This window comes from Lysinibacillus sp. A4 (genome assembly GCF_024919535.1).
GTDB classification, from domain to species: domain Bacteria; phylum Bacillota; class Bacilli; order Bacillales_A; family Planococcaceae; genus Lysinibacillus; species Lysinibacillus capsici.
Map to the genome: position 1 here is coordinate 86,329 of NZ_JANWTB010000006.1, position 26,365 is coordinate 112,693.

The window sequence follows — 26,365 nt, forward strand, 5'->3', positions numbered from 1 at the left end:
TATCAACAAATTATTACCATAAGAATAGCACAGTTCTCGACACAATGCAAATTTCCTTCATTATAGATAACCATATTGTGTCAGGAATTTGAATTGACATTATGACCTTTCCATGCAAAACAATTGCAAAACTAGAATAGCGATAGCTGATTAGCATCAGGCATGCCTTCTAAACAACCAAGCTGGTCCATGTATTCAATAAGTGTTTTGGAAACACGACCACGTTGCTGTAAATCTTCCTTGGATAAAAACTCTCCCTCTTCACGAGCAGCTACAATCGTTTTCGCCACGTTGGTTCCAAGACCCGGAATTGCATCAAACGGAGGAATTAGTGAATTGCCATCAATGACAAACTCACTAGCTTGGGAACGATATAGGTCAACCTTTTGGAAACTCATACCTCGCTCACACATTTCCAGTGCAAGCTCTAGCACCGTTAATAAGTTTTTCTCTTTAGTAGATGCATCTAAGCCTTTCATATTGATTTCATCAATCCTTGCTCGAATCATTTGCGATCCTTGTACCATTGCAATTAAATCAAAATCATCTGCTCGAACTGTGAAATACGCTGCATAATAAAGGATTGGAAAATGTACCTTGAACCAAGCAATTCGTACTGCCATTAGCACGTATGCTGCGGCATGGGCTTTCGGGAACATGTATTTTATCTTTTTACAAGATTCAATATACCAACCTGGTACTTTATTAGCGAGCATCTCCGCTTCAAATTCTTCTGATAAACCTTTCCCTTTACGAACAGATTCCATAATTTTGAAGGCTAGTGACGGCTCTAGACCTTGATAAATTAAATACACCATAATGTCATCACGACAACCAATTACTTCTTTTAGCACACATGTACCGTTTTGAATTAATTCTTGTGCATTCCCTAGCCATACGTCTGTTCCATGGGAAAGTCCAGAAATTTGTACAAGCTCCGAAAATGTCGAAGGCTTTGTATCTTCTAGCATTTGACGTACAAAACGCGTACCGAATTCTGGTATACCTAGTGTCCCTGTCTTACAGCCAATTTGCTTTTCTGTAACACCTAAAGATTCAGGAGAACTAAAAATTTTCATGACGACAGGATCATCGGTCGGAATTGTTTTAGGATCGATTCCTGATAAATCCTGTAACATCCTGATCACCGTTGGATCATCGTGTCCAAGTATATCTAGCTTTAAAATATTGTCATGAATAGAGTGGAAATCAAAATGGGTTGTACGCCATTCTGCATCCTGCGCATCTGCAGGGAATTGCACTGGAGAGAAATCATAAATATCCATATAATCTGGAACAACAATAATTCCTCCAGGGTGTTGCCCAGTTGTACGTTTTACTCCTGTACAGCCTTGAACTAAACGATCAACTTCTGCTCCACGAAAATGTAAATTATGATCATTTGCATAGCCTTTCACATAGCCATATGCTGTTTTCTCCGCAACTGTACCAATTGTTCCCGCACGGAATACATAATCCTCACCAAATAGCACCTTTGTATAGTTGTGCGCTTGAGGCTGATATTCACCCGAAAAATTTAAATCGATATCTGGTACCTTATCACCTTTGAATCCAAGGAAGGTTTCAAAGGGTATGTCTTGTCCATCTTTTTTATAAGGTGTTCCACATTCCGTACAGTCTTTATTTGGTAAATCGAAGCCTGAGCTGACAGATCCATCATCGAAAAACTCGGAATGTTTACAACTAGGACAAATATAGTGAGGAGGTAATGGGTTAACCTCTGTGATTTCCATAAAAGTGGCTACTAATGAGGAACCTACCGAACCACGTGACCCTACTAAATAGCCATCAGCTAATGATTTTTTCACTAGCTTGGCAGAAATTAAATAAATTACACCAAAACCGTGTCCCAAAATCGATTTTAACTCTTTCTCAATTCGAGCTTTCACAATTTCCGGTAATTCCTCACCATAAATACGATGGGCCATTTCATAAGTTAAATTGGTTACTTCATCATCAGAGCCCTCAATTTTTGGTGTATATAGGTCATCCTTAATCGGTTTAACGTCTCCAATACTTGCTGCTACTTTTTGAGCATTCGTCACAACCACTTCTTTTGCAAGATCGGGTCCTAAAAAATCAAATTCTTTCAGCATTTCATCAGTTGTTCTAAAATGTACCTCTGGTAGCTTAGAACGATTTAAAATATTTGCTCCACCTTGTGAACCAATAAGTATTTGCCTAAACATCCCATCTGTCGGATCTAAATAATGAACATTTCCAGTTGCAACAACAGGTTTATCTAGCTTCTTCCCGAGTTTAACAAGTTTACGGATAATATCTTCTAATGTCCATTCATCACGTACAACATTGCGTTCGATTAATGGTGCATATACAGCCTTCGGTTGCACCTCAATATAATCATAAAAACGAGCGACTTTCTCTGCTTCCTCTGGAGACTTATTCATCATTGTTTCGAATACTTCACCATTACTGCAACCTGATCCAACTAATAAACCCTCACGATATTGTTCAAGCACAGCACGTGTCACCCGAGGAACACGATAGAATGTTTTTGTATGAGAGTGTGAGACGATTTTAAATAAGTTTTTTAAGCCTGCATTATCAACTGCTAAAATTGTACAATGCATAGGTCTACCTTTTTTATAGGCATCCCCACCACCAATATGCTTATTGAAGTCATCATGGTATTTAATAGCTAGCTCATCAGCATCCTTTAATAGCTGCAACAATAGATATCCTGTCGCTTCTGTATCATAAATTGCTCGGTGATGCTGTGTTAATTCAATATTGAATTTTTTACACAGTGTATTCAAGCGATGGTTTTTCATTGTAGGATAAAGCAATCTTGCTAGCTCTAATGTATCAATGACAGGATGGATTGTCTCTTCAAGACCAAATTTTTTATAGCCTGTATATAGGAAGCCTATATCAAATGATGCGTTATGAGCGACAACGATTGCATCGCCGATAAAGGCATGAAATTCTTTAATGACCTGCTCTACCTCTGGTGCATTTCGCACCATATCATCTGTAATACCTGTTAATTCAATGGTAGTGGCCGAAAGTGGATGATGTGGATTTGCAAAGCTTTCATATTTATCAATCACTTGTCCATCTTTAATTTTAACTGCAGCCAATTCAATAATCGTATCATAGGCAGTTGATAGCCCTGTCGTTTCTACGTCAAAAACAACATACGTTGTGTCTGCTAATAAACGATGCTCTGGAGCATAGGCAATTGGTACACCATCATCAACTAAATTTGCTTCCAGACCATATATAATCTTAATGCCATGTTTTTTTCCCGCTGCATATGCTTCAGGGAAAGATTGCACCACCGCATGATCTGTAATAGCTATCGCTGGATGCCCCCACTTTGCAGCTTGAGCAACAAGCCGATCAACAGGTGTAACAGCGTCCATTTGGCTCATTGGTGTATGCAAATGTAATTCAACACGCTTTTCACCCTCTGGTGCTAAATCCTGTCGTGTTTCTTTTTTGATTTCATTAATATCATTCGCCATGACGATTAAATCACGAATAAACGTATCGGTTTGCACAGAGCCTCGAACTTTCACCCACATGCCCTTTTTCAGATGTTGCATTAATTCAGCATCATCATTGTCACGAGAAAACATTTTAACAATGATGGAATCTGTATAGTCGGTAATTTTGATTTGTAATAAGGAACGGCCACTTTTTAATTCTTTTATTTCCGTATCAAAGACAAATCCTTCAATAATAACACGGCGCTCTTCTTCAACAATCCGCTTAATTTCCATGATTTCATCATCTTTAATATGCATCCCAAGTTGGAATGGACGGTCACCAAAGTTGGCCAGTGCCGGATTGTCTTTCTTCTCTTGCTCACGCTTTTGGAAATCTTGCATCGCTTGCTGTGCCAGAGCCACTTCTTCCAGACGTTTCTGCTCCATAAATGCTTCCTGTGCTGCTATCATTTCTTCTGTTTCTTCTTGTAGCACAAAGTCGATTGCCATACGAGGGAAACCAAATTGACCATAGCTTTCTGCTAGTTTGTCAGCATACTTCGTTTTGAGCATCATAAATTCCATTTCCTGCATACAGGATAAAGTCATCTTTTGGCCGTTCCACGTTGGTATTTGGGTGATGAGACAATTTTTAAGCGTTGGAGCCATCTCATCAATTTGTTCCACAACATTTAGCCAGTAAGCTTGCACCAGTTCCTCCGTTACATTTTTTTCCAATGTTTCGAATGTTGTATTAACTTGCGCGATTGCTGAAAATTTCTCTGTCAAATGCGTACGGAAAAGCTGATATAACGGAAACGGTAATATATCCTTTAACTTAATTGTGAAATGCCAAAGTCTATCCTTTTTATGAACTGTCAGGCGTGATAGTTCACCTTCCTCAAAAAATGACATATATACATCATCTGTTAACTCTAGTTGTTGCAAGAGCATTCGAAGTCTCATTCTTGCCTCTTGTTGCTGTTCCAATCTAATGACACCTACTTTCAGAAAGAGGCAATTTCTTTAGCCTCATGTTCTAATTCGTCTCAAACGCGTGATGAATTCAAGAAAAAAATTCGCTCCCACACTGCGGGCGCTCTTCAAGTTTAACAGATATTTTACCATCTGTTGTTGCTTGCTTGGCTCACTGTCCCGCAGAAGTGTCGCGAATTATTTATATCTATCTTATCAAAATTATACGAAAGCCTCTATTAAAAGCATCAAATTCTAATTATCACCAATTTTTAGCTCGTCATTAATTTTTACGGAAAAATTCATTCAGACGATCAATTACTTCTTCTTTTTTCCATTCAAATGTTTCACCCGTTTGACGGAATTTCACTTCTACAATACCTTCTGTTGCTTTTTTACCAACAGTTACTCGAACAGGTAAGCCAATTAAATCAGCATCAGCGAATTTTACACCCGCTCGTTCAGGACGATCATCAAGTAACACATCATAACGGTATGATTTTAATAAGCCATAAAGCTCCTCCGCTAATGTCACTTGTGCCTCATCTTTTGTGTTTACTGGCACAACATGAATATCATATGGCGCTAATTGTGTTGGCCATGTAAAGCCATTGTCATCTTGGAAGTGCTCCGCTACAGCAGCTAGAATACGAGAAACACCAATACCATAGCACCCCATGATAAATGGTTGAGCCTTACCTTGCTCATCTAAGAAAGTACCATTCATTTTAGCAGAATATGTAGTACCTAATTTGAAAATATGACCAACCTCGATACCTTCTGCAAACTTAATGTTACCTTGTCCATCAGGAGAAGGATCTCCCTCTTGAATAAAACGAATATCTAAATAGTCATTAACTGCAAAATCACGCTCAGGGTTAACATTGACTAAATGGAATCCATCTTCGTTGGCACCTGCAATACCATTTCGGATAGATTTAATAGCATGGTCTGCTACAACTTTTACGTCTACCGGTAATTTCACTGGACCAATTGAGCCAACACCACAACCTAATAATTCTTGAATCGCTGCTTCACTTGCAAGTTCCACAGATCCTGCATCAAGTGCATTTTTCAATTTGATATCATTAATTTCATGATCCCCACGTGCAAGCACTACTACAAGCTCTCCATCTACATCAAAAACTAGAGATTTGATGACATTAGCAGGTTCTACTTTTAAGAATGCTGAAACATCTTCAATTGTTTTTTGCTCTGGAGTTGCTACTTTTTCTACATCTTTTAAAGCTTCATCAGATGGTTGATAGTCAACAATAACTTCAGCCATTTCGATATTTGCTGCATAATCAGAAGTATCTGAGTACGCAATTGTATCTTCCCCAATTTCAGAAAGGACCATAAATTCATGTGTTCCTTTACCGCCAATCGAACCTGCATCTGCAATAACAGCACGGTAGTTTAGGCCGAGACGGGAGAAAATATTAGAATAAGCACGATACATATCTTCATATGTTTCATCTAAACTTTCACGTGACGCATGGAAAGAATAAGCATCTTTCATGATAAATTCTCTTCCTCGTAGTAAGCCAAAGCGAGGACGTTTTTCATCACGGAATTTGGTTTGAATTTGATACAATGTTAGCGGTAATTTTTTATATGATTTAATTTCATCACGGACTAAAGTTGTAATGACTTCTTCATGTGTTGGCCCTAATGCAAAATCACGGTCATGTCGGTCTTTTAAGCGCATTAATTCAGGTCCGTATTTTTCCCAGCGACCTGATTCCTGCCATAGCTCAGCAGATTGTAGAGATGGCATTAGTAGCTCAATGGAGTTGATAGCTTCCATTTCTTCTCGGATAATTGTTTCAATTTTTGTTAGCACACGTTTTGCAAGCGGTAAATACGAGTATACCCCACTTGTATTTTGACGAATAAACCCTGCACGTAGTAATTGCTTATGTGACTTTACCTCAGCATCAGCAGGTACTTCACGTAACGTTGGGATAAATGTTTTACTTTGCTTCATTCAGTGTTCCACCTTTTTCAATAGATAAGTTTATACTCTCAATAGCATAAACAAATTTAGCTTTGAGCGCAATGTTTCATCGAAATTGCGCTCAAAGCTAGGAAATCAAATTTCATTTAACTGTCAATGAATTAAAAGAAAAATCTTTGTATATCGTTCCATGTAACAACCACCATTAGAATCATGAGTAGGACGATTCCTACAAAATGTACAATACCTTCTTTTTGACGGTCAATTGGTTTACCACGTAAAGCTTCAAAGCCAAAGAATAATAAACGGCCTCCGTCAAGTGCTGGTAATGGAAGTAGGTTCATAATTCCTAAGTTAATACTTAGCATTGCTGCCCAATTCATTAGGTTCATAATACCATATTGGGCAACTTGCTCTGTTGCTTTATAAATACCTACAGGACCTGAAAGTGCGTCTATTGTAAACTTACCAGTTATTAGCATACCTAATAGTTCAAATATTTTCACTGTCATATTATAGGTTTCTTGAGCTCCATAAACAACTGCCTTTAATGGGTTAAATTCTCTGGGACTTTCATAGCGTACACCTATTTGACCATATTTCTCGCCATCCTGCTGGATTTCCTTAACAGTCATATTTAAGTTCACTGATTGTCCATTTCGTTCAACTGTCACAGCAATATCTTCGTTTGGATGATCTTGAACGATTGCAGCTAAATCTTGCCATTTTTCAACTGCTTGTCCGTTAATAGCTGTTACTCTATCTCCTGCCAGCATCCCTGCTTGTGCAGCTGGATCATTCTCTACTACCTCTGTGATAATTGGCTCGTATGTTGGTACACCATGGATCAATCCAATCACTAAATAAATCACAAACGCGAGAATAAAGTTAAACAAAGGGCCTGCAAAGATAGTCATTGCTCGTTGACCAACTGTCTTTGCATTAAATTGACGATCGTGTGGCGCAATGACAAGTTCACGACCATTTTCCACAAGCACACAGTCTCTAGCTACTTGATAACGAACTAGACGTTCTTCTTCATCATAACCCTCTACAAATAACTCCTTCTCTAAATCGGCGCGTTCAACTTCTAAAAATAATAAATCTGGTAACTGCTTATTATTTTGATTGAAAATAATTTTTTTAACAACATTATCTTCATTCACAATAAGCCCTATTCGGTAGCCTGGCTGTAATTCCGTGCCATCCATATCCTCGCCGGCCATACGTACGTATCCCCCGATTGGTAATAATCGAATAGTATACATTGTTTCACCATGCGTTTTTCCATAAATTTTGGGACCCATTCCGATCGCAAATTCACGTACTAAGATACCTGCACGTTTGGCGAATAAGAAATGTCCAAGTTCATGGAAGAAGACGAGCATACCAAATATTAATATAAATGCAATGGCTGTTTGCATAATACCCCACCTTTAATAGCGATTAGTTTAACGATACAGTGCTTTCGTTATTTTACCATGTCTAACACTATTTTTCTTGTCTCACTATCCACATGTAATATGGTTTGTAAATCTGGTACTGCAATGTTTTGGTGTGCCTGCATCACACGTTCAATCGTCTCATCAATTTCAAGGAATGTGATTTTCCCTTGTAAAAAGGCTGCAACTGCCGCTTCGTTTGCTGCATTCATTGCTGTCAGAATTGTACCACCCATACGACCAGCCTCATACGCTAAACGCAAAGCAGGGTATCGCTCAAAGTCCATCTCTTGAAAATGTAGTTGACCAATTTGCGCTAAATTTAGTCGCTGACCATTTTGTAATGGTATACGGTCTGGGTAGCTTAAAGCATATTGGATTGGCACACGCATATCGGGTGTACCTAGCTGAGCAATAACACTAGTATCATGATACTCAACTAGAGAGTGAATAATACTTTCTCTATGCAAAAGTACATCTATTTTATCATAAGGCATATCAAATAAAACATGTGCTTCGATGACTTCTAATCCCTTATTCATCATTGTAGCGGAATCTATCGTAATCTTTGCACCCATAGACCAGTTTGGATGATTCAGTGCATCTGCGACCGTCACGTCTTTTAATTGTTCTCGTGTTTTATCACGGAAGCTACCACCAGAAGCGGTAATAATCAAACGTTCGATATTTTTCGGATTCTCACCATTCATCGATTGGAAGATGGCAGAGTGCTCACTATCTACAGGCAAGATGGCTACTTTGTATTTTTTGGCCTCTGCCATCACTAAATGACCAGCAGTTACAAGCGTTTCTTTATTAGCAATAGCAATCGTTTTGCCCATACGAATGGCTGCTAATGTTGATTCAAGGCCTACACTTCCAAGCACAGCATTGACAAGTACAGTCGAATCTGGATGTGTTGCGACCTCTACAAGTCCTTTTGCTCCAAACGTAAATTGGATATTTGGAAACTCTTTAGCTAGTGTCAGTGCGTCTTCTTCTAATTGCACAGAAACTAATTCTGGCTTTAATGTTTCAATCATTTCTCGCGTTTTCTCTAGGTTCTTTCCTGATGAAAAAGCTACTAATTGAAAAGCATCACGTTGTTCTTTTAAGATATCGTAGGTTTGCCAACCAATTGAACCCGTTGCACCTAATAAACTAATTTTTTTCACAACAAATTGTCCCCTTTTTCTATCTAAGCAAATGATTTAGCAAGATGTCTTTTCCTATACAATTAATTACCAAATAAATGTAAAAAATGAAGTAGAGGCACGACAAATAATAGACTATCAAAGCGATCTAAAATTCCTCCGTGCCCTGGTAAAATATTGCCTGAATCTTTTACATCAAAGTGACGTTTAATAGCAGACTCTACCAAATCGCCCATTTGACCAATGATAGAGGCAAAAATCGTTACAAAAACAAGTGATATATAACCATTTGCGAATGGGTAAAGGAGTTGCATACCGACTGCAAAAATAACAGCAATGACTATTCCACCTATAAAGCCTTCGATCGTTTTCTTAGGTGAAATTTCTGGCCATAACTTATTTTTCCCTAATTTTCTCCCTACAAAATATGCACCAGAATCCGTTGTCCAAACAACTAATAAGCAATAGACAACATACTCTAATCCAATATTTCTAGTTTCAATTAGATAATGGAATCCTAATCCCACATAAAAAGCGCCTAATAAAATAAAGCCAACTTCATCAAAAGTTATTTTATTTTTTACTAAAACCACGTAAATAAGAAGTAGCATCATTAGACCATAGACTACCATTAGATTAGACGAATAGCCTATTAATTCTACAACCCTTTCACTCCAGTCCTTCGGGATAACCAGTAAAATTAAAGTGATCAGTCCTAAGAAGCCAGGTACAGAAAAAATGGAAATACCTTTCATCTTAAGTATTTCATAAAAACCGACAATAGCCATTGCTAGCACAAGTATGGCAAATGGTACTTTTCCATAAATAACGAATGGAATGAAAAGTGCTGCTGCAATTATTGCGGTAATAATTCGTTGTTTCAAGTTGTTTCTTCTCCCTTCAACCCACCGTAACGGCGATTACGTTTCTGATAGTTTTCCACCGCTTCGAGTAAGTTTTCCTCACTAAAATCTGGCCACAATGTATCTGTAAACCAAAATTCTGTATAGGCGAGCTGCCATAGCATAAAGTTACTTAATCGCACTTCACCACTTGTACGAATTAAAAGATCTGGCTCAGGTAAATGTGCCGTCATTAAATGAGATGTTAAGCAATCTTCTGTTATGTCTTGCATCGTTAATTGACCGTCCTGCACTTTTTGAAGCATCATTTTCATGGCATTGACCATTTCAGAACGACTACCATAATTCAGTGCAAAATTTAAAATAAGCCCTGTATTATGCTTCGTTTCTTCCATTGCCTCATACAACGCTTTTTGTGTATGGGCAGGTAATAAAGATGGGTCTCCAATCATTTCGACACGTACATTCCGCTCCATCATTTCTGGTAAAAAGGAACCTAAAAACTCAACAGGTAACCGCATAAGAAAATCTACCTCAGGTTTTGGTCTCTTCCAATTTTCAGTGGAAAATGCATAGACAGTTAAGACTTTAATACCCAAGTCTGACGCAAATCTTGTCACCTTACGCACCGTCTTCATTCCTTCATGATGACCAGCTACACGTGGCATAGCTCTTTTCTTCGCCCAACGTCCATTTCCGTCCATAATAATCGCTACATGGGCAGGAATCGGCTCGCTTTTAGCTAGGGCCACACGCTCCTCCAATGATAGTGTATCCATATTTATTTGTTTACCTAATAGCTTTTTAAACATGCTAACTCCCCCACTACAACTAATCGGACGTATACTAACCTATCATAACAAACAAAAGCGCCTTTTGTCTTTTTTTTCCCTCTAAATTGACTATGTATGTACTAGCTTATTTTAGAACTATACACATATTAAAGAATGAGTTTGTTAAATAATGATGATTGTATCATTAATGACCTTTTCACATTCATACATGCTCTCTATTTGAGTAAGCAATTTGGCTATGAATAATAAAGAGAAAAGACGTCCTGTTAAGTATAGGACGCCTTCATCTCATCAAAAAGTTCCATCATAGACGTGTAAAAGGTTTCTTTACACCTCTAAAATTTCTTTTTCTTTATCTTTCGCTACTTGATCTACTTTCACAATGAATTCATCTGTTAACTTTTGAATATCTTCCCCATAGCCACGTAGATCGTCTTCTGTGATTTCGCCAGCTTTTTCAAGTTTTTTCAAATCATCATTTGCATCACGACGAACATTACGTACAGCAATTTTTGCATCTTCCGCTTCTTTTTTCACTTGTTTTACTAGATCCTTACGACGCTCTTCTGTTAAAGCAGGAATCATAAGACGAATGACAGAACCATCATTTGTTGGTGTAATACCAATATCTGATTTCATAATTGCTTTTTCAATATCACCTAAAATTGATTTATCGTAAGGCGTAATTACTAATAAACGAGCTTCAGGTATAGAAACACCCGCAAGTTGGTTAATTGGTGTTGCTGCTCCATAGTAATCAACCGAAATACGATCTAATAGAGATGCGTTCGCACGACCTGCACGAATAGATGCTAGTTCGCGTGAGAAAGCTGCGATTGTTTTGTTCATTTTTTCTTTAGCTTGTTCTAATACTTGTTTAGCCATTATACATTCCTCCTAACAACTGTTCCGATTTTTTCGCCTTGTACAGCTCGTTTTATGTTACCCGGCTCCGTAATTGAGAAAACAATTAGCGGGATATCGTTATCCATACATAAAGTTGAAGCCGTTGAATCCATTACTTGTAAGCCTTGTTGGATAACGTCTAAGTATGTGAGTGTATCATATTTAATGGCTGTCTCATCCACTTTAGGATCCGCTGAATAAACGCCATCGACATTGTTTTTAGCCATTAAAATTGCATCAGCATCAATTTCTGCTGCTCGTAATGCGGCAGTCGTATCAGTAGAGAAGAACGGATTACCTGTCCCTGCTGCAAAGATAACAACACGCTTTTTCTCAAGATGTCTAACTGCTTTACGACGAATGTATGGCTCCGCTACTTGAGTCATCACAATAGAAGATTGAACACGTGTTTCAATGCCTAATTTTTCAAGTGCATCTTGTAAAGCTAGGGAGTTCATTACGGTTGCCAGCATGCCCATATAGTCCGCAGCAGCACGATCCATTCCCATTTCACTACCTATTTTTCCACGCCATATATTACCGCCACCTACAACAACAGCAACTTCTACATCAAGATCTACTACTTCTTTTACTTCTTCTGCAACAGACTTGATTATTTTTGGTGATAAACCGAAGCCCGCTTCTCCAGCTAACGCTTCACCACTTAGTTTAATAACTACTCGTTTATATTGCGGTACACTCATTGTAAACCTCCGTAAGACTTTATTTAAAACATCCCTATTCCCTTTTCCATTATAGTATATCTAACAATAATTGCTAGTTGTGAATAAGGCAGAATAGAAAATTATCTTCAATTTTTTCATTCATTTCGGAAAAATAGGGAACACGCTATGTTGTGTTCCCCATTTTTTTGTCTAGATAATCTAGATATTATTTGATTAGAATCAAATGCAAGCTAAATTAGTTACCTTTAACTTGGCTCATTACTTCTTCTGCAAAGTTATCTTCACGTTTTTCGATACCTTCACCAACAGCGTAACGTACAAAGCCGTTTACAGAACCACCAGTTGAAGCTACAAAATCACGTACTTTTTGATCTGAGTTTTTAACGAAAGTTTGGTCAAGTAAGCAAACATCTTCGAAATATTTACCAAGACGGCCTTCAACCATTTTTGCAACGATGTTTTCTGGTTTACCTTCGTTAAGAGCTTGTTCAGTTAATACTTTACGCTCACGTTCAACTTCTTCAGCAGAAACTTCATCGCGAGAAACATAAGTTGGGTTAATTGCTGCAATGTGCATAGCAACATCTTTAGCAGCTGCTGCATCAGTAGAGCCTTCTAAAGTTACTAATACACCGATACGGCCGCCCATGTGTAAGTATGAACCGAATGCATCTGCATCAGATTTTGTTTTAATTTCGAAACGACGAAGTGTAATTTTTTCTCCAATTGTTGCAATAGCAGAAGAAATTTGATCTACAATTTTTACGCCTTCAGCATTTGCAAGCTCTAAAGCAGCTTCAACTGATGCAGGTTTAGCAGCAAGTAATTGCTCAGCTAAAGATGCAACTAATACTTGGAATTTGTCGTTTTTCGCAACAAAGTCAGTTTCAGCATTTACTTCAAGGATGATTGCTTCGTTACCTTGTTCTAAAATATAAGTTGTACCTTCTGCAGCGATACGGTCAGCTTTTTTAGCAGCTGAAGAAAGACCTTTTTCACGTAGGAAGTCGATAGCTGCTTCTAAGTCGCCATCAGTTTGTACTAACGCTTTTTTACAATCCATCATACCAGCGCCAGTTTTTTCGCGTAATTCTTTTACTAATTGTGCAGTAATGTTTGCCATTTAGTGTTTCCTCCTCAAATTGGTTGAACATAATTTAATGATAGGTTCTAAAAAAGGTGATAAGGGTTTTGAGCCACTTATCACCTTTTTGTAAACGTGAATTACTCAGCAGCAGCTTCTACAGCTGGAGCTTCTTCTTCACCTTGTTTTGACTCGATTAAAGCGTCAGCCATTTTAGCAGTTAAAAGTTTAACAGCGCGAATAGCATCATCATTAGCAGGGATTACGTAGTCGATTTCATCTGGATCACAGTTAGTATCAACAATACCTACTAGAGGGATGTTTAATTTACGAGCTTCTGCAACCGCAATACGTTCTTTACGTGGGTCAACCACGAACATTACGTCTGGAAGATCGTGCATATCACGGATACCGCCTAAGAATTTGATTAGACGTTCGTGTTCTTTTTTAAGTTGGATTACTTCTTTTTTAGGAAGAACTTCGAAAGTTCCTTCTTCTTCCATTTTTTCGATTTGTTTCATACGTGCAACACGTTTTTGAATTGTACCGAAGTTTGTAAGAGTACCACCTAACCAACGTTGGTTGATGTAGTAGTTGCCTGAACGTTCAGCTTCATCTTTGATCGCTTCTTGTGCTTGTTTTTTCGTACCAACGAAAAGAACTTTACCACCGTCTTGACCAACTTGACGCATGAAGTCATAAGCTTCCTCTAATTTTTTAACAGTTTTTTGTAAGTCGATGATGTAGATCCCGTTACGTTCAACGAAGATATATTTCTTCATTTTTGGGTTCCAACGACGAGTTTGGTGACCGAAATGTACACCAGCTTCAAGTAATTGTTTCATAGAAATTACTGACATGTGAATTTCCTCCTAATATGTTTGGTTTTTATCCTCCGCATTTATCATCTACAACAAGCTACCCTAAGCTTAGAGCACCACTTACTGCATCAAAATGCGTGTGTAGTAATAACACCATTTGCAACTATATCATAGCTTTGAATAATTCGCAACAATTTAGTGATGGAATTTCAGTAAAAGCTCGATTTCTGTTTTACCCTTTTGCAGTTGTTTCGCTATTTCCTCTGGTGATTTTCCCTGCTTTGCTAATTCTAGAGCTTGTTGTTCCACTGTCAGTAATTTTTCAGCTTCTTTTTGCTCCTCCACTTTTAAAGGTGGAGCTGTTTTCACCATTTTCGAGCCAGTATGTTGCTGACGTGAATAAGCGTTTGCGACAATATTTTTAGGTACATAGATACGAGCATCCTTTTCTAAGGATAGAGAACTATCACTTTTCACCTCGTGTACTACTGGCAAAGATGGCTGCTCCTGAGGAGTCACATATTGTTCCGTTTGCTGCAAGCTACTAGCAGCTATTTCTGATTGCGAGACATTTTGTAGCTCTTTAATAAGACGGTCATTTTCATCTTTCATTTCAGCTAAATATACACTAATGGTGTCGTCCATTTCCCTCATTAATCGTTCTTGCTTCTTTTCCAAATCTTTAAACTTTGCTAACTTTGTATTTAAAATGATAAGAAAATAAAATGAAATTAGCTGTAAAAAGAATAGCACCGCTATTAGAATGGTTGTCATTGTAAACTCCTATCCACTAAAATCCACGAAATTCCCTTTAAACGGATGTTGTGCCTGTTTTTCTTGTTGATGCTTTTTTTTCTTTTTATGAATCCCTGTTAAATACTCACCACCCGCATCTTCATCCTCACTAATTTCATCCATACCTTCTGATGTGTTGACAATTTTTTGTTTGCGCTCTACTTCTTTTTTTAATGCTTCATTTGCATGTGCTTGCTGAGCCAATACTTGTTGCTGTGCCTGATCCGCCATTTTTCCTGCTTCAAATGTTTTTGGAATAGCAATCTGTAACTCGACACCTTTTAAACTCATTGGAATCTCTCCCTCAAGGATATTTACGCATTAATCATTTCACTAGATAATAGCTTTCGTAGCTTTAATAGCGCTTTTGAATGAATTTGTGAAATACGAGAGGTTGATAGTTCAAGCATTTCACCAATTTCTGTCAAAGTTAACTCCTCCGTGTAAAATAAACTTAGGACAAGTTGTTCTTTTTCATTGAGTTTCTGAATATTTTCCGCAAGATCATCTAACAACTCTGATTTAATGATAGCTTGCTCAGGTGTTTTTGTTGTATCGTCTCGTATGACAAATGACTTGCCATCTGTTTCTTCTTGGTCTTGTTGTTCATTAATAGAAAGAACATTTGAAAAAAAATGCTCTTGCACAGTTTGATAGACATCTTCAACAGATACTTCCATATGCTCCGCAAGCTCCTCAGGTGTTACATGACGCATATATTTTTGTTCTAGTTGTTCAATTTGTGCATCTAATTTTTTAGCTTTTTCACGCGCTGACCGTGGTAACCAGTCTTCTTTTCGTAAACCATCAATGATGGCTCCTCTTACTCTAAACGAAGCATATGTATCAAATTTTAAATCTCTGTTAATGTCAAATTTATTTAATGCATCAAAAAGTCCTACCATCCCTAAGCTCGTTAAATCGTCTCGTGAGACGCTTTTTGGCAGACCTGCACCAATACGTTGGACATGATAAGATACTAAAGAAATGTATTTTTTTATAAGTAAATCACCCGCATCGGGGTCACGCTCATGTATCCAGCGATTCCATAGTTTTTGCTCATCGTTCAGAATTGGTTGTGTCATGAAATCCACCTCTCTAAAAAACGCTTTTTCACGCCTGTTTACTAACGACTACTTGCGCTCTTAAAATTTATCATTCAACAGGATTTCTCAGTTATTTTTTATAAAAATCCACATTTAAGCTAATCTAGACGTGAGCCCTGAATAGTTAAGCCCGATAAGCAGTTGCCATCTTTCCTATATTATAACAAGAATCGACTATAATTTCATTTGTTTCTCTTAGTCTCTAATATATTCCTTTGTTTTTGAAAGACATAGAAAAACTGTATCCTGATTGTGTAACGACACTTGGATACAGTTGGATATGATTAAGCTATTTGTAGGTAGCTACTGAATTCTTTTGATATAGTTTTAGCACTAGTGTAACGCAAAGAACAAATTGAACAAAAGAGCAATACTACCCAATATATAGAAACCACTCTTTATCAATAAATTATGCTTTACAACGAACTAAAGACAAGGTTTCCATTGAATATAGTTGCCTTACGTAGAGATCTTCGAGCAATTGCTACAGCAGAGCAAGAAGCCTCCACACACCATATTTGCACTATCTCTCACTTTTGGCTATGTTTGCTCACCTGCTTGATTGAGTGGAGTTTTTCCTCCTGTAATAAATTGAAGGATTTGGGCTAATGAGCGTTCATCCCCCCAACCTGAGCTTTTTGCCAAACGACCAGCTCGTTCTAATAAATTCCCGTTACCAAATGGGGACCAAACATCAAAGATATTGTCACACCCAATTACAACAGTTACTCCTTTTCTGTGTTATAAACCAGCAGGGGGAAACTTTCTACGTAGGGGGGACACTCGTCACGATCGTAATACCTGCATCACGTAAGATGCTCGCCATTTCTTCTGCCTCAGAGTGTGAAACATCTCCTAGCCTAAAGTTATGGCTATATAAAAATAATTAATTTCACTTAAGTTTTTTCATATGCTACATACTCCAAAGCAAAATAAAAAAGAGTCGTTATTCACGACTCTTACTGTTACGCATTTACTTGTTGATCTTCTTCTCGACTCATCATCGTTCTTACTACTTGTGCAATTTCCTCTGAATTTTCATCTTGAAATTCAACCGTAGAATTAGCTATTGGCACTTCTTGTTTTACGCCTTCTATTGATTCAAGTTCCTTTTCTTCTATATCGCCTTCAACCGCTTCCTCATCTTCCTCTGGTGTAAACAAGATGTAAGCAATTAGAAAACGTACAATAAACATTACAAAAAATGCGATGATTGCTACAATAAAAGAGCCTATCAGGATTCGCAGAGGCGTAAATGGTTTTTGAAATGTACTAAAAAAATAAATAGAAAAGGCAATTAATGCTCCCCATAGGTTGTAAAATATAGAACCAAACATTAGATTTCACTCACTCCCTGGTTAACTGTTCGGATATGTAATATCGACGTTGCAGGATTAAATTCAATCGTTCTACCACTATTTCCACCAGTATCCTCGGCTACTAAAGGGATGCCCTGCCTCTTTAATTCATTTTTGACAGCTTCTACATTGCGGGGACCAATACGCATTGTATCTTTGTCTGAAGTAAATTGGAACATCTGCGCACCCCCTGCAATTTTTGCCTTGAGTTTAAATTTTTGAACGCCTTCTAACTTTAGTAAATCAATCATTGCAGCAATCCCTGAATCTGCAAATTTCGCGACATTGATTGACTCAGCTCTTCCTAAACTTGAATCTGGTAACATCACATGGATTAAACCAGCAATTTTTTTTGACTCATCATACAAAATAACACCAACACATGAACCAAGACCAGAAGTTCGAATCGTGTTAGGCAGCTTTACTACATCCATTTGTGCAATTCCCACTTTAATCACTTGTCCACTACTATTGGTTAACATATCACGAAACCCCTAATGCTTTAAAAATTGCATCAAACGAGTCAGGGTCTGGTAGTAGGAAGAAATGGCCCCTCACCGTTTCATGGTCTTCCACACCTTCTTCAAAAATGGATGTATTTATAACAATAACATTATCACTGACATGAGATAATTCTATTAATCCAATGCTTATTATAGCTCCAAACATATCAACACTTAGACCTGGCACAGTTGGATAAATTTTCAAATTAGTAAAATCCGATAAGGCAGATAAATAGGAGCCCGATAAAATATTACCCATCTCTTGCATGGCTGATAAACCTAACTCTGAAACAGGTCGTTTTTTAAAGTCAAAAGAATCATCAAAAATAAGTCGGCGTATAAAGCGGTTTGCTTGTTCGATCGGTAAAATAAAGAACATACTTCCCTCTGCATCACCTTCAATACGAAGGAAAATGCCAACAACTACGTTTTCTGATCCGCCAGCCAACTCCATCATATCGTTAAAGGACACCATCTCTACCTTTGGCACACGCATATCAATTTTTTTCCCAAGTAAATTGGAAAGTGCTGTCGCGGCATGCGCAGCACCGATGTTTCCAATCTCCTTTAATACATCTAAATGTAGTGATGTAATTTTTTGATTAAATGTCATTATCGATCCCTACTTTAGTGGATTTAATACTTTTTCTAAATGTAATAAGATTAATAATCGCTTCTCTACTTTAGCAACGCCTGAAATAAATTCTTCTTCAAGTGAGCCAACGACTTCTGGTTGGGGTTCAATAGCACTTGCAGGAATATCAATAACGTCGTTAGCAGAATCCACTACAAAGCCTACTTCCATATCTTCTAATGAAATAATAATAATGCGTGTTGTTTCCTCATGTTCAGAAATAGGTAATTCAAAACGTTCACGTAAATCCACAATTGGTGTGACAACACCTCGTAGATTAATTACACCTTTTACATATTTCGCTGTTTTCGGTACACGTGTAATATGCATTAATTTCTCAATTCCTTGAACATGGGACACAGGAATTGCATATTCTTTATCTGCTAACTGAAATACTATTACTTTAATACTTTCTTGCTCCACTGCATTTGTCATACTTTACACCTCTCTTATTCATTCACCTTATTTAATTAGTGCGTTGCAATCTACAATTAAGGCTACTTTACCATTGCCTAAGATTGTTGCTCCTGAAATGGCAAAGATATTTGTTAAGTAATTTCCTAAAGACTTCAAGACAATCTCTTGTTGGCCAATGAATGAATCCACCACTAAACCAGCAAGTTTTTCACCCTTACGGACAATCACCACTGAGTGGAATTCTTCATCTTGATGCTCTTGACGAGGTACCTCAAAGATTTCCTCTAAGAATACCAACGGCACAACTTTGCCACGGAAGTCGATTACTTTTTGATTATGCGCATTCATAATCTCTGATGAACGGATAATAGATGTTTCGATAATAGAAGATAGTGGAATAGCATAAATTTCCTTTTCAATCTCAACAAGCATAACTGAAATAATTGATAATGTCAGTGGTAATTGAATCGAGAAGATGGATCCAACATCCTGTGTTGATTCAATTGAAATATTGCCACCTAGTGATTCAATCGTTGTTTTTACAACATCTAAACCTACTCCACGACCAGATACATCTGAAATAACATCTGCAGTTGAGAAGCCTGAAGCTAGAATAAGCTCATTAATTTGTTTATCAGACATTGAATAGGATTGTTCTTGTGTAACAATACCTTTTGAAATAGCTTTCGCTAACACTTTTTCTCTATTTATGCCCGCGCCATCGTCTTCAATTTCAATAAAGACGTAGTTTCCGCTATGATAGGCACGCAATACGACCGTTCCTTCTTCAGGCTTGCCTTTTGCACGACGAGCAGTTGGATTCTCAATGCCATGATCCACAGAATTACGAATCAAGTGAACAAGCGGATCTCCAATTTCATCAATTACTGTGCGATCTAGTTCGGTTTCAGCACCAATAATTTCAAGGTTGATTTTCTTATTTAAATCACGTGATAGCTGACGAATCATTTTCGGGAAACGATTGAACACTGTTTCTACAGGTACCATTCGCATTGTTAAAATAATAGTTTGCAAATCACCCATCACACGACTCATACGCTCTACTGTTTCATTTAGTTCGCCATGATTTACTTCAGTAGAGATAGATTGCAGTCTTCCACGATCAATGACAAGCTCTTCAAACAAGTTCATTAAAATATCTAGACGTTCAATATTTACACGAATTGTTTTATTACCTACTGGTGCATGATTTTTGTCAGCCTTGGAAGGTGTAGCCTCTTTAGCAGGTTTTGCAATAGGCTCGGCTTTAGCAGCAGGCGTACTTGTTGGTATAGCAGCTACCTCAGCCACTGCTGTTGCAGTTGCTGCTACTTCTTGTTGCGCTTCAAATACTTTTTCACTAAATTTCCGTTGGTCAATTGTAGTCACTATAACCTCATCAACTTCAGAAACTTTCATTAGCTTTTTCTGCATATCCTCAGCTGTTGTTTTTGTGACAAAAGCTACATAAAATTGTTGATCAAACTGTTCATCTTCTAACTTTTCAACAGATGGACTTGATTTAATGACATCCCCATCTTTTTCCAAAATCTCAAACACCATAAATACACGTGCTGCCTTAAGAAGGCAATCGTCACGTAATGTTACTAAAATTTCAAAAGCATTAAAGCCTTGTTCAGCCGATTGTGTAATGACTGTTTGTTCAAACGAATCATATTCTAATACACTTTCAACAACCGGTGCAGCAACCGTTGCTACCACCTCTGGTATTGCTGCTTCCTCGCCTAGTTCTATACGCTTTAGTTGTGCGACAGTTGAGGAAACATCACGCTTACCATCTCCACCATTCGCAATATCCATCACCATTTCTTCTAAATGATCAACAGATTCAAATACAACATCTAAAATTTCAGGTGTTACATGAATCTTCTCATTACGGATGGCATCTAAAACATTCTCCATTTTATGGGTTAAATCTGCTAAATCTTCGAAGCCCATTGTGGCAGACATACCTTTTAATGTGTGTGCAGAGCGGAATATTTCCCCAACAATTGCCAAATCATCTGGATTTTTTTCTAATTCTAATAAATGTTCACTACACGCTTGTAAATGTTCTTTACTTTCTTCAATAAACATCTCTAAATATTGATTGACTTCCATAAGAGGACACCCCTTTTAAGGCAAATATTTCATTATTGTTTGTGCAATATCATCTACATCTGCAACTTCATCAACAAGTTGCGTTTCTACTGCTGCTTTTGGCATACCATATACAATGCAAGTTTCTGCTGATTCTGCAATAGCAATGACATTGCCAGTATGTTTTAATGCTTTTAGACCATTAGAGCCATCATGGCCCATACCTGTCATAATCACTGCTACTTTATCAAAATCTTTATATTGACTAACATCTTCGAACATGACATCTACAGAAGGTCGGTGGCCAGATCTTGGTGCTTCTTGATTATCAAGAACAATGCCAAAAGTTGTCCCTACTTTTCTAAGTTTTAAATGATATCCACCTGGTGCAATATAAGCCACTCCATTTTGCAAAATATCGCCCTGTTCAGCTTCTTTAACAGAAATTTCACTTAGCTGATCAAGTCGATTAGCAAGCGATTTAGTAAATCCAGCAGGCATATGCTGAACAATTAATATTGGAGCTTGAATAGACTTAGGAATTTTAGTAACAACCTCCTGAAGCGCGCGAGGTCCTCCTGTTGATGTGCCAATTAACACAATCTTCTTTCCTATTTTACTCCATTCTACCATTGGTTTAGTTACGGCTACCTTAGTAGAAACAACATTAGTAGACGTATTTGTTCGTCCATGCTGTTGTGGTTCCTTTATTACGGTACTCACCCTTGTCACTTGTTCGTGTTGTCGTTTACTTCCAGAAGGTTTTTTCAATTTGGAAACTGGCACCGTTGCAGCTTGTTCCACTTTGTGCACAAGTTCATTTTGAATTTTATGTAAATCAAGGGAGATGGTCCCGCTAGGCTTGGCAACAAAATCGACTGCCCCGCTCTCAATTGCTGCAATTGCATTGTCTGTCCCACGTTGAGTGGTACTTGAGAGCATTACTACAGGAACTGGACATTGTATCATAATTTCTTTTAAAGCATCGAGCCCGTTCATTTCAGGCATCTCAATATCCATTGTTACAACGTTTGGCTTCAACGATTGTATCTTTTTGATCGCATCTTTTCCATTTCGAGCTGTTCCAACTACTTCCACCTTCGAGTTGCCAACAAAAAAGTCACTAATTAGCTTTCTCATAAAAGCAGAATCATCCACAACTAAAAGCTTGCTTTTATGCAAAAAGTCCAATTAATCACGCCCTTTCGAGAAAATACTTCTAAGTTTCGTTAAAAATTTTTTCGTTGTTTGATCATGTGCATGTATTTCCTCCGCACGTTGCTCCATAAAACGAACGACTATAAGTTGCATTGTCTTTGATATTAATGCTTCTGGATAAGCAAGTGAGAATGGCACTTGCTCGCGCACTGCCTTACGCACAACAGGGTCTTCAGGTAATGAACCAAGAATGATCGTTTCTTTGTCTAAAAAACGTTTCATTGTTAACTGCAAACGTTCATTCGTTTCTATTCCTTCTTCTTTACTGAAAGCGCGGTTACAGAGAATATAAAACTGCTTATCTGGATCTCGAACATGAATATATTTCATCATGGAATACGCATCTGTAATAGAAGTAGGTTCCGCTGTTGAAATGACGATAATTTCATCAATGGATGTGAGTAAATCTAACGACCAATTAGTAGCACCAGCGCCCATATCAAATAAAATATAATCATAGTTTTTTTGAAGTTCTTCAAATGCTTGAATAAGTCGTTCAAACATACTATGAGACCAATCAAGCACGCTCGTCATACCTGACCCACCTGAAATATACCTTAAATCATAAGGCCCTTCAAATATTACCTCATCTAGTAGCTTATTTCCTTCTAAGTAATCTTTTAAACTATAAGAAGCATTTTTCCCAATTAAGATATGGATATTCCCCATCCCAATATCCATATCTACAATGACAACTCTTTTTCCCTTTTGGGCCAAAGTCATGGCAAAGTTCATTGTGAAGTTACTTTTACCTACTCCACCTTTGCCACTTACAACTGCAATCGCTCTACCTAGTTCGCCTTGCTGTTTCATCATTTTTAAGCGTAATGCTTCAGCTTGGTCTCTCATTTTTCTTCACCTTGAAAAAACAAATTAAGTACTGCTTCTAAATCAGCTTCTTCAATATCTTCTGGTACTTCTTGACCATTCGTATAGTAAGCAAGTCCTTTATTATATTTAATCATTAAATTGATCATTGTGCCAATAGAATTTGTTTCATCAATTTTTGTAAAAATGAATTTTTCAATTGGTAATTGCTTAAATTGATCTACAATATTCTCCATATCCCTTTCTTTCGTTGTCATTGCAAGCACTAAATAAGATTCTGCATGATCATCGAATTTTATGAGACGTTGGAGATCATCAACATACTTGACTTCTTTATAATTTCGACCAGCTGTATCAATAAAAACCAAATCTAAATGTGATAATCTCTGGATTGCTTGTTCAAAATCTGTTGCATTGTAAGCAATTTCAACAGGAGCTTGTAAGAGACCAGCATATGTTTTGAGCTGCTCTATTGCCGCAATCCGATAAGTATCTGTCGTAATAAAGCCAATCTTTTTCTTTTTTTCTAACACAGCTCTAGCTGCCATTTTGGCAATGGTTGTAGTCTTTCCAACCCCTGTTGGTCCTAAAATGTTTATATATTTTCTTTCGTAGGATAATCCTCCGATGGGAAGTACTTCTAGCTTCTTACGTAGTAAATTTTTTGCTATCAATTTACATTGCGAGAAATTTATTTCGGATGCTTCTTTAAAATGCATAAAAAGCTCATCACCTATCGTTGTGATGAGCTCTTCACTTAGCTCTTGCTGTCTTAAGTATTCAATGAAGGGTAAGAGTTCATCGGGATATTGAGCTTGGGTAGTCTTTTTATGCATCGATTGCATTAATGATTTTAAATCAGCAATTTCTTTTCTCAATTCTTCTGACATGCTAGCGTCCTCATGTACTGCTGCTACACCAAGGGGTGGCTCCTGATGTATTTTTGCTTGAATAGCATTTGTAATCTCTTGTAACCTTGCATTTTCTTTTTTTACTACTGGCAGTCCAGCTGGTGGTGTTGGTACTGAAGCCACTTGTTGTGGCTCCATTGCATCAATACCCGCAACCACTTCAAAACTTTTCTTTTTTATCATGCCAAAAAATTTCTTTGTGATGACGACTTTTGAATTTAATATGACTGCGTCCTCACCTAATTCTGCTCGCACTTGCTTCATCGCCTCTGGTATGGATGATGCATAATACTTTTTCATTTTCATTAAACATTCACCACCCCAACACTTTGAATTTCAACCGAAGCATCCAATTCATTATAGGATAGAACCGGAATTTGTGGGAAATAACGCTCCGTTAGTTGACGTAAATACATTCGAACTGCTGGAGAGCATAATATAATAGCTGATTGCTCCATAAACGAAACACGCTCTACTTCCGCTGCAATAGTTTCTAATACTGTTTGAGAATCTTGTGGATCCATCGCTAAATAATTTCCGTGATCCGTTTGTTGGATACTATCAGCGATCATTTTTTCTACTTTACCAGAAACCGTAATCACCTTTAATACTGAACTATCCCCAACATACTGTGCTGTAATTTGACGAGCCAATGCTTGACGTACATATTCAGCTAAGATATCTGTATCACTCGTTAATTTTGCATAGTCTGCAAGCGTCTCAAAAATAATTGGCAAGTTACGCACTGATACATTCTCTCGAAGAAGCTTACCCAGTACCTTTTGAATTTCTCCAGTAGATAAAGGTGCAGGTGTCAATTCTTCTACTAAAATTGGATGGGATTCGCGTAAATGATCGATTAACTGCTTTGTCTCTTGACGGCCTAATAACTCATGAGCATTTGCTCTAATTATTTCTGTTAAATGTGTTGACACCACACTCGGTGGGTCCACAACTGTGTAACCGTACATTTCCGCGTCCTCTTTTACTTGCTCTGTAATCCACTTAGCTGGTAATCCAAATGATGGCTCGACAGTATCAATACCTTCAATAGAATCATCGTCGCCAGGACTCATCGCTAAATAATGATCTAGTAAAAGTTCTCCTCGTGCCATTTCATTCCCCTTTATTTTAATTCGATATTCATTTGGTTGAAGCTGAATATTGTCTCGAATACGGACTACTGGAATCACGATACCTAACTCCAAGGCAAGCTGTCGACGAATCATGATAACACGGTCTAATAAATCCCCACCTTGAGCGGCATCTACTAAGGGAATTAATCCATAACCAAATTCGAATTCAATTGGGTCCACATTTAATAAATTCACAACATTCTCAGGACTCTTCATGCCGTCAGTAGCCACTTCTTCTTCAATCTCCTGTAATTCTTCTTCATCCTCTGGCTTCTTACGTTCCATCATATAAGCTCCCGCAATTAACGAAAGGCCTATTGGCAGCGTTACCCAGTTTGGTATTGGCGTAAATAGCCCTAGTAATACAATGGTACCTCCTGCTACATAAAGCAGCTTAGCTTGAGCAAATAATTGGCCTGTAATGTCTTGACCAAGACTCCCTTTAGAAGAGGCTCGTGTTACGACAATCCCTGTAGCAGTCGAAATAAGCAAGGCAGGAATTTGGGATACAATACCGTCCCCAACTGTTAGTTTCGAAAAATGAGTTGCCGCTTCTGCAAATGGAAGCCCCATTTGTACAACGCCAATGATGATACCAAATAATAGATTGATAATAACCATTACCATTGAAGCGATGGCATCCCCTTTTACAAATTTCGTGGCACCATCCATTGCACCGTAAAAGTCAGCTTCTCCTGCAACTTTTTCACGTCGCTCGCGCGCTTCTTTTTCGGAAATAATCCCCGCATTTAAGTCAGCATCAATACTCATTTGTTTACCTGGCATCGCATCAAGTGTGAAACGTGCCGCTACTTCTGCTACTCGTTCTGCACCTTTTGTAATTACAATAAACTGAATTAACACTAAAATTAAGAAGACGACTAAACCAACAAGTATATTTCCTCCAACTACGAAATCACCAAAAGTTTCAACGACCGAACCTGCATCTCCATTTGCTAAGATGGCACGAGTTGTGGAAACACTTAGTCCTAATCGGAACAAAGTCAGTAGTAAAATCACCGAAGGAAAAATGGAAAAATCCAATGCTTCTTTCATACTCATTGCTGTGAGCAGTACAATTAATCCTAATGTAATATTAATGACAATTAAAAAACTTAACATCCACGGAGGAAGAGGGATGATGAGCATCGCAACGATTAAAATAACCGCACCTAAAACCCCAATATCGCGAACTTTCATT

At 37.8% G+C, this 26,365-nt stretch carries 22 protein-coding genes; all 22 read right to left on the minus strand.

The features are described 5' to 3' along the window. Window positions 1-131 precede the first annotated feature (131 nt). Window positions 132-4,463, minus strand: coding sequence for a PolC-type DNA polymerase III (locus NY607_RS13525; protein ID WP_259419867.1), 4,332 nt, complete (start codon window positions 4,461-4,463; stop codon window positions 132-134). 268 nt (window positions 4,464-4,731) lie between these two features. Beyond that, on the minus strand, window positions 4,732-6,438 hold the full coding sequence (locus tag NY607_RS13530) for a proline--tRNA ligase (protein WP_131521883.1): 1,707 nt from the start codon (window positions 6,436-6,438) through the stop codon (window positions 4,732-4,734). A gap of 131 nt (window positions 6,439-6,569) precedes the next feature. Then, window positions 6,570-7,832 (minus strand): RIP metalloprotease RseP, encoded by a 1,263-nt coding sequence (gene rseP / locus NY607_RS13535; protein WP_054550529.1) that lies wholly within the window; start codon window positions 7,830-7,832, stop codon window positions 6,570-6,572. A gap of 47 nt (window positions 7,833-7,879) precedes the next feature. After that, complete coding sequence (gene dxr, locus NY607_RS13540; RefSeq protein ID WP_131521884.1) at window positions 7,880-9,025, minus strand: 1-deoxy-D-xylulose-5-phosphate reductoisomerase; 1,146 nt, start codon at window positions 9,023-9,025, stop codon at window positions 7,880-7,882. Between the two features lie 62 nt (window positions 9,026-9,087). Beyond that, complete coding sequence (locus NY607_RS13545; protein WP_131521885.1) at window positions 9,088-9,888, minus strand: phosphatidate cytidylyltransferase; 801 nt, start codon at window positions 9,886-9,888, stop codon at window positions 9,088-9,090. Beyond that, window positions 9,885-10,679, minus strand: a complete 795-nt coding sequence (locus tag NY607_RS13550) for an undecaprenyl pyrophosphate synthase (protein WP_004269258.1) — start codon at window positions 10,677-10,679, stop codon at window positions 9,885-9,887. The genes NY607_RS13545 and NY607_RS13550 overlap by 4 nt, the downstream gene beginning before the upstream one ends. A gap of 309 nt (window positions 10,680-10,988) precedes the next feature. Next, complete coding sequence (frr, locus tag NY607_RS13555) at window positions 10,989-11,546, minus strand: ribosome recycling factor (RefSeq protein WP_004269259.1); 558 nt, start codon at window positions 11,544-11,546, stop codon at window positions 10,989-10,991. Then, complete coding sequence (gene pyrH / locus NY607_RS13560; RefSeq protein ID WP_004269260.1) at window positions 11,546-12,271, minus strand: UMP kinase; 726 nt, start codon at window positions 12,269-12,271, stop codon at window positions 11,546-11,548. Before pyrH ends, frr begins: the two co-directional genes overlap by 1 nt. A 217-nt stretch (window positions 12,272-12,488) precedes the next feature. Continuing rightward, complete coding sequence (tsf, locus tag NY607_RS13565; protein ID WP_131521886.1) at window positions 12,489-13,376, minus strand: translation elongation factor Ts; 888 nt, start codon at window positions 13,374-13,376, stop codon at window positions 12,489-12,491. 101 nt (window positions 13,377-13,477) lie between these two features. Continuing rightward, on the minus strand, window positions 13,478-14,197 hold the full coding sequence (gene rpsB / locus NY607_RS13570; protein ID WP_004269262.1) for a 30S ribosomal protein S2: 720 nt from the start codon (window positions 14,195-14,197) through the stop codon (window positions 13,478-13,480). Window positions 14,198-14,353: 156 nt separating this feature from the next. Beyond that, entirely contained in the window at window positions 14,354-14,932 is a 579-nt protein-coding gene (locus NY607_RS13575) for a hypothetical protein (RefSeq protein WP_131521887.1), read from the minus strand. A gap of 9 nt (window positions 14,933-14,941) precedes the next feature. After that, on the minus strand, window positions 14,942-15,244 hold the full coding sequence (locus NY607_RS13580; RefSeq protein WP_131521888.1) for an RNA polymerase subunit sigma: 303 nt from the start codon (window positions 15,242-15,244) through the stop codon (window positions 14,942-14,944). A gap of 23 nt (window positions 15,245-15,267) precedes the next feature. Then, window positions 15,268-16,038, minus strand: a complete 771-nt coding sequence (locus NY607_RS13585; protein ID WP_036080567.1) for a FliA/WhiG family RNA polymerase sigma factor — start codon at window positions 16,036-16,038, stop codon at window positions 15,268-15,270. Between the two features lie 986 nt (window positions 16,039-17,024). Next, a complete protein-coding gene (locus NY607_RS13595) occupies window positions 17,025-17,396 on the minus strand; it encodes a hypothetical protein (RefSeq protein ID WP_131521889.1) in 372 nt (123 codons plus the stop codon). Continuing rightward, on the minus strand, window positions 17,396-17,899 hold the full coding sequence (locus NY607_RS13600; RefSeq protein WP_004269269.1) for a chemotaxis protein CheD: 504 nt from the start codon (window positions 17,897-17,899) through the stop codon (window positions 17,396-17,398). Before NY607_RS13600 ends, NY607_RS13595 begins: the two co-directional genes overlap by 1 nt. 1 nt (window position 17,900) lies before the next feature. Continuing rightward, window positions 17,901-18,533: a chemotaxis protein CheC gene (locus NY607_RS13605; RefSeq protein WP_131521890.1), complete on the minus strand. Its 633-nt coding sequence runs from the start codon at window positions 18,531-18,533 to the stop codon at window positions 17,901-17,903. A 9-nt stretch (window positions 18,534-18,542) separates the two neighbouring features. Continuing rightward, window positions 18,543-18,989 carry a chemotaxis protein CheW gene (locus NY607_RS13610; protein WP_004269272.1) on the minus strand — a complete coding sequence of 149 codons (447 nt, stop codon included), beginning with the start codon at window positions 18,987-18,989 and terminating at the stop codon, window positions 18,543-18,545. Between the two features lie 27 nt (window positions 18,990-19,016). Continuing rightward, the gene (locus tag NY607_RS13615; RefSeq protein WP_131521891.1) at window positions 19,017-21,092 is read right to left on the minus strand and encodes a chemotaxis protein CheA; all 2,076 of its coding nucleotides are present in this window, start codon (window positions 21,090-21,092) and stop codon (window positions 19,017-19,019) included. Between the two features lie 15 nt (window positions 21,093-21,107). After that, a complete protein-coding gene (locus tag NY607_RS13620) occupies window positions 21,108-22,262 on the minus strand; it encodes a protein-glutamate methylesterase/protein-glutamine glutaminase (RefSeq protein ID WP_131521892.1) in 1,155 nt (384 codons plus the stop codon). Next, complete coding sequence (locus NY607_RS13625; RefSeq protein ID WP_259419868.1) at window positions 22,263-23,138, minus strand: MinD/ParA family protein; 876 nt, start codon at window positions 23,136-23,138, stop codon at window positions 22,263-22,265. It lies immediately after the preceding gene. Next, window positions 23,135-24,334: a flagellar biosynthesis GTPase FlhF gene (gene flhF, locus NY607_RS13630; protein WP_131521894.1), complete on the minus strand. Its 1,200-nt coding sequence runs from the start codon at window positions 24,332-24,334 to the stop codon at window positions 23,135-23,137. Before flhF ends, NY607_RS13625 begins: the two co-directional genes overlap by 4 nt. Further along, window positions 24,334-26,364: a flagellar biosynthesis protein FlhA gene (gene flhA / locus NY607_RS13635; RefSeq protein WP_131521895.1), complete on the minus strand. Its 2,031-nt coding sequence runs from the start codon at window positions 26,362-26,364 to the stop codon at window positions 24,334-24,336. The genes flhF and flhA overlap by 1 nt, the downstream gene beginning before the upstream one ends. Window position 26,365: the final 1 nt, after the last annotated feature.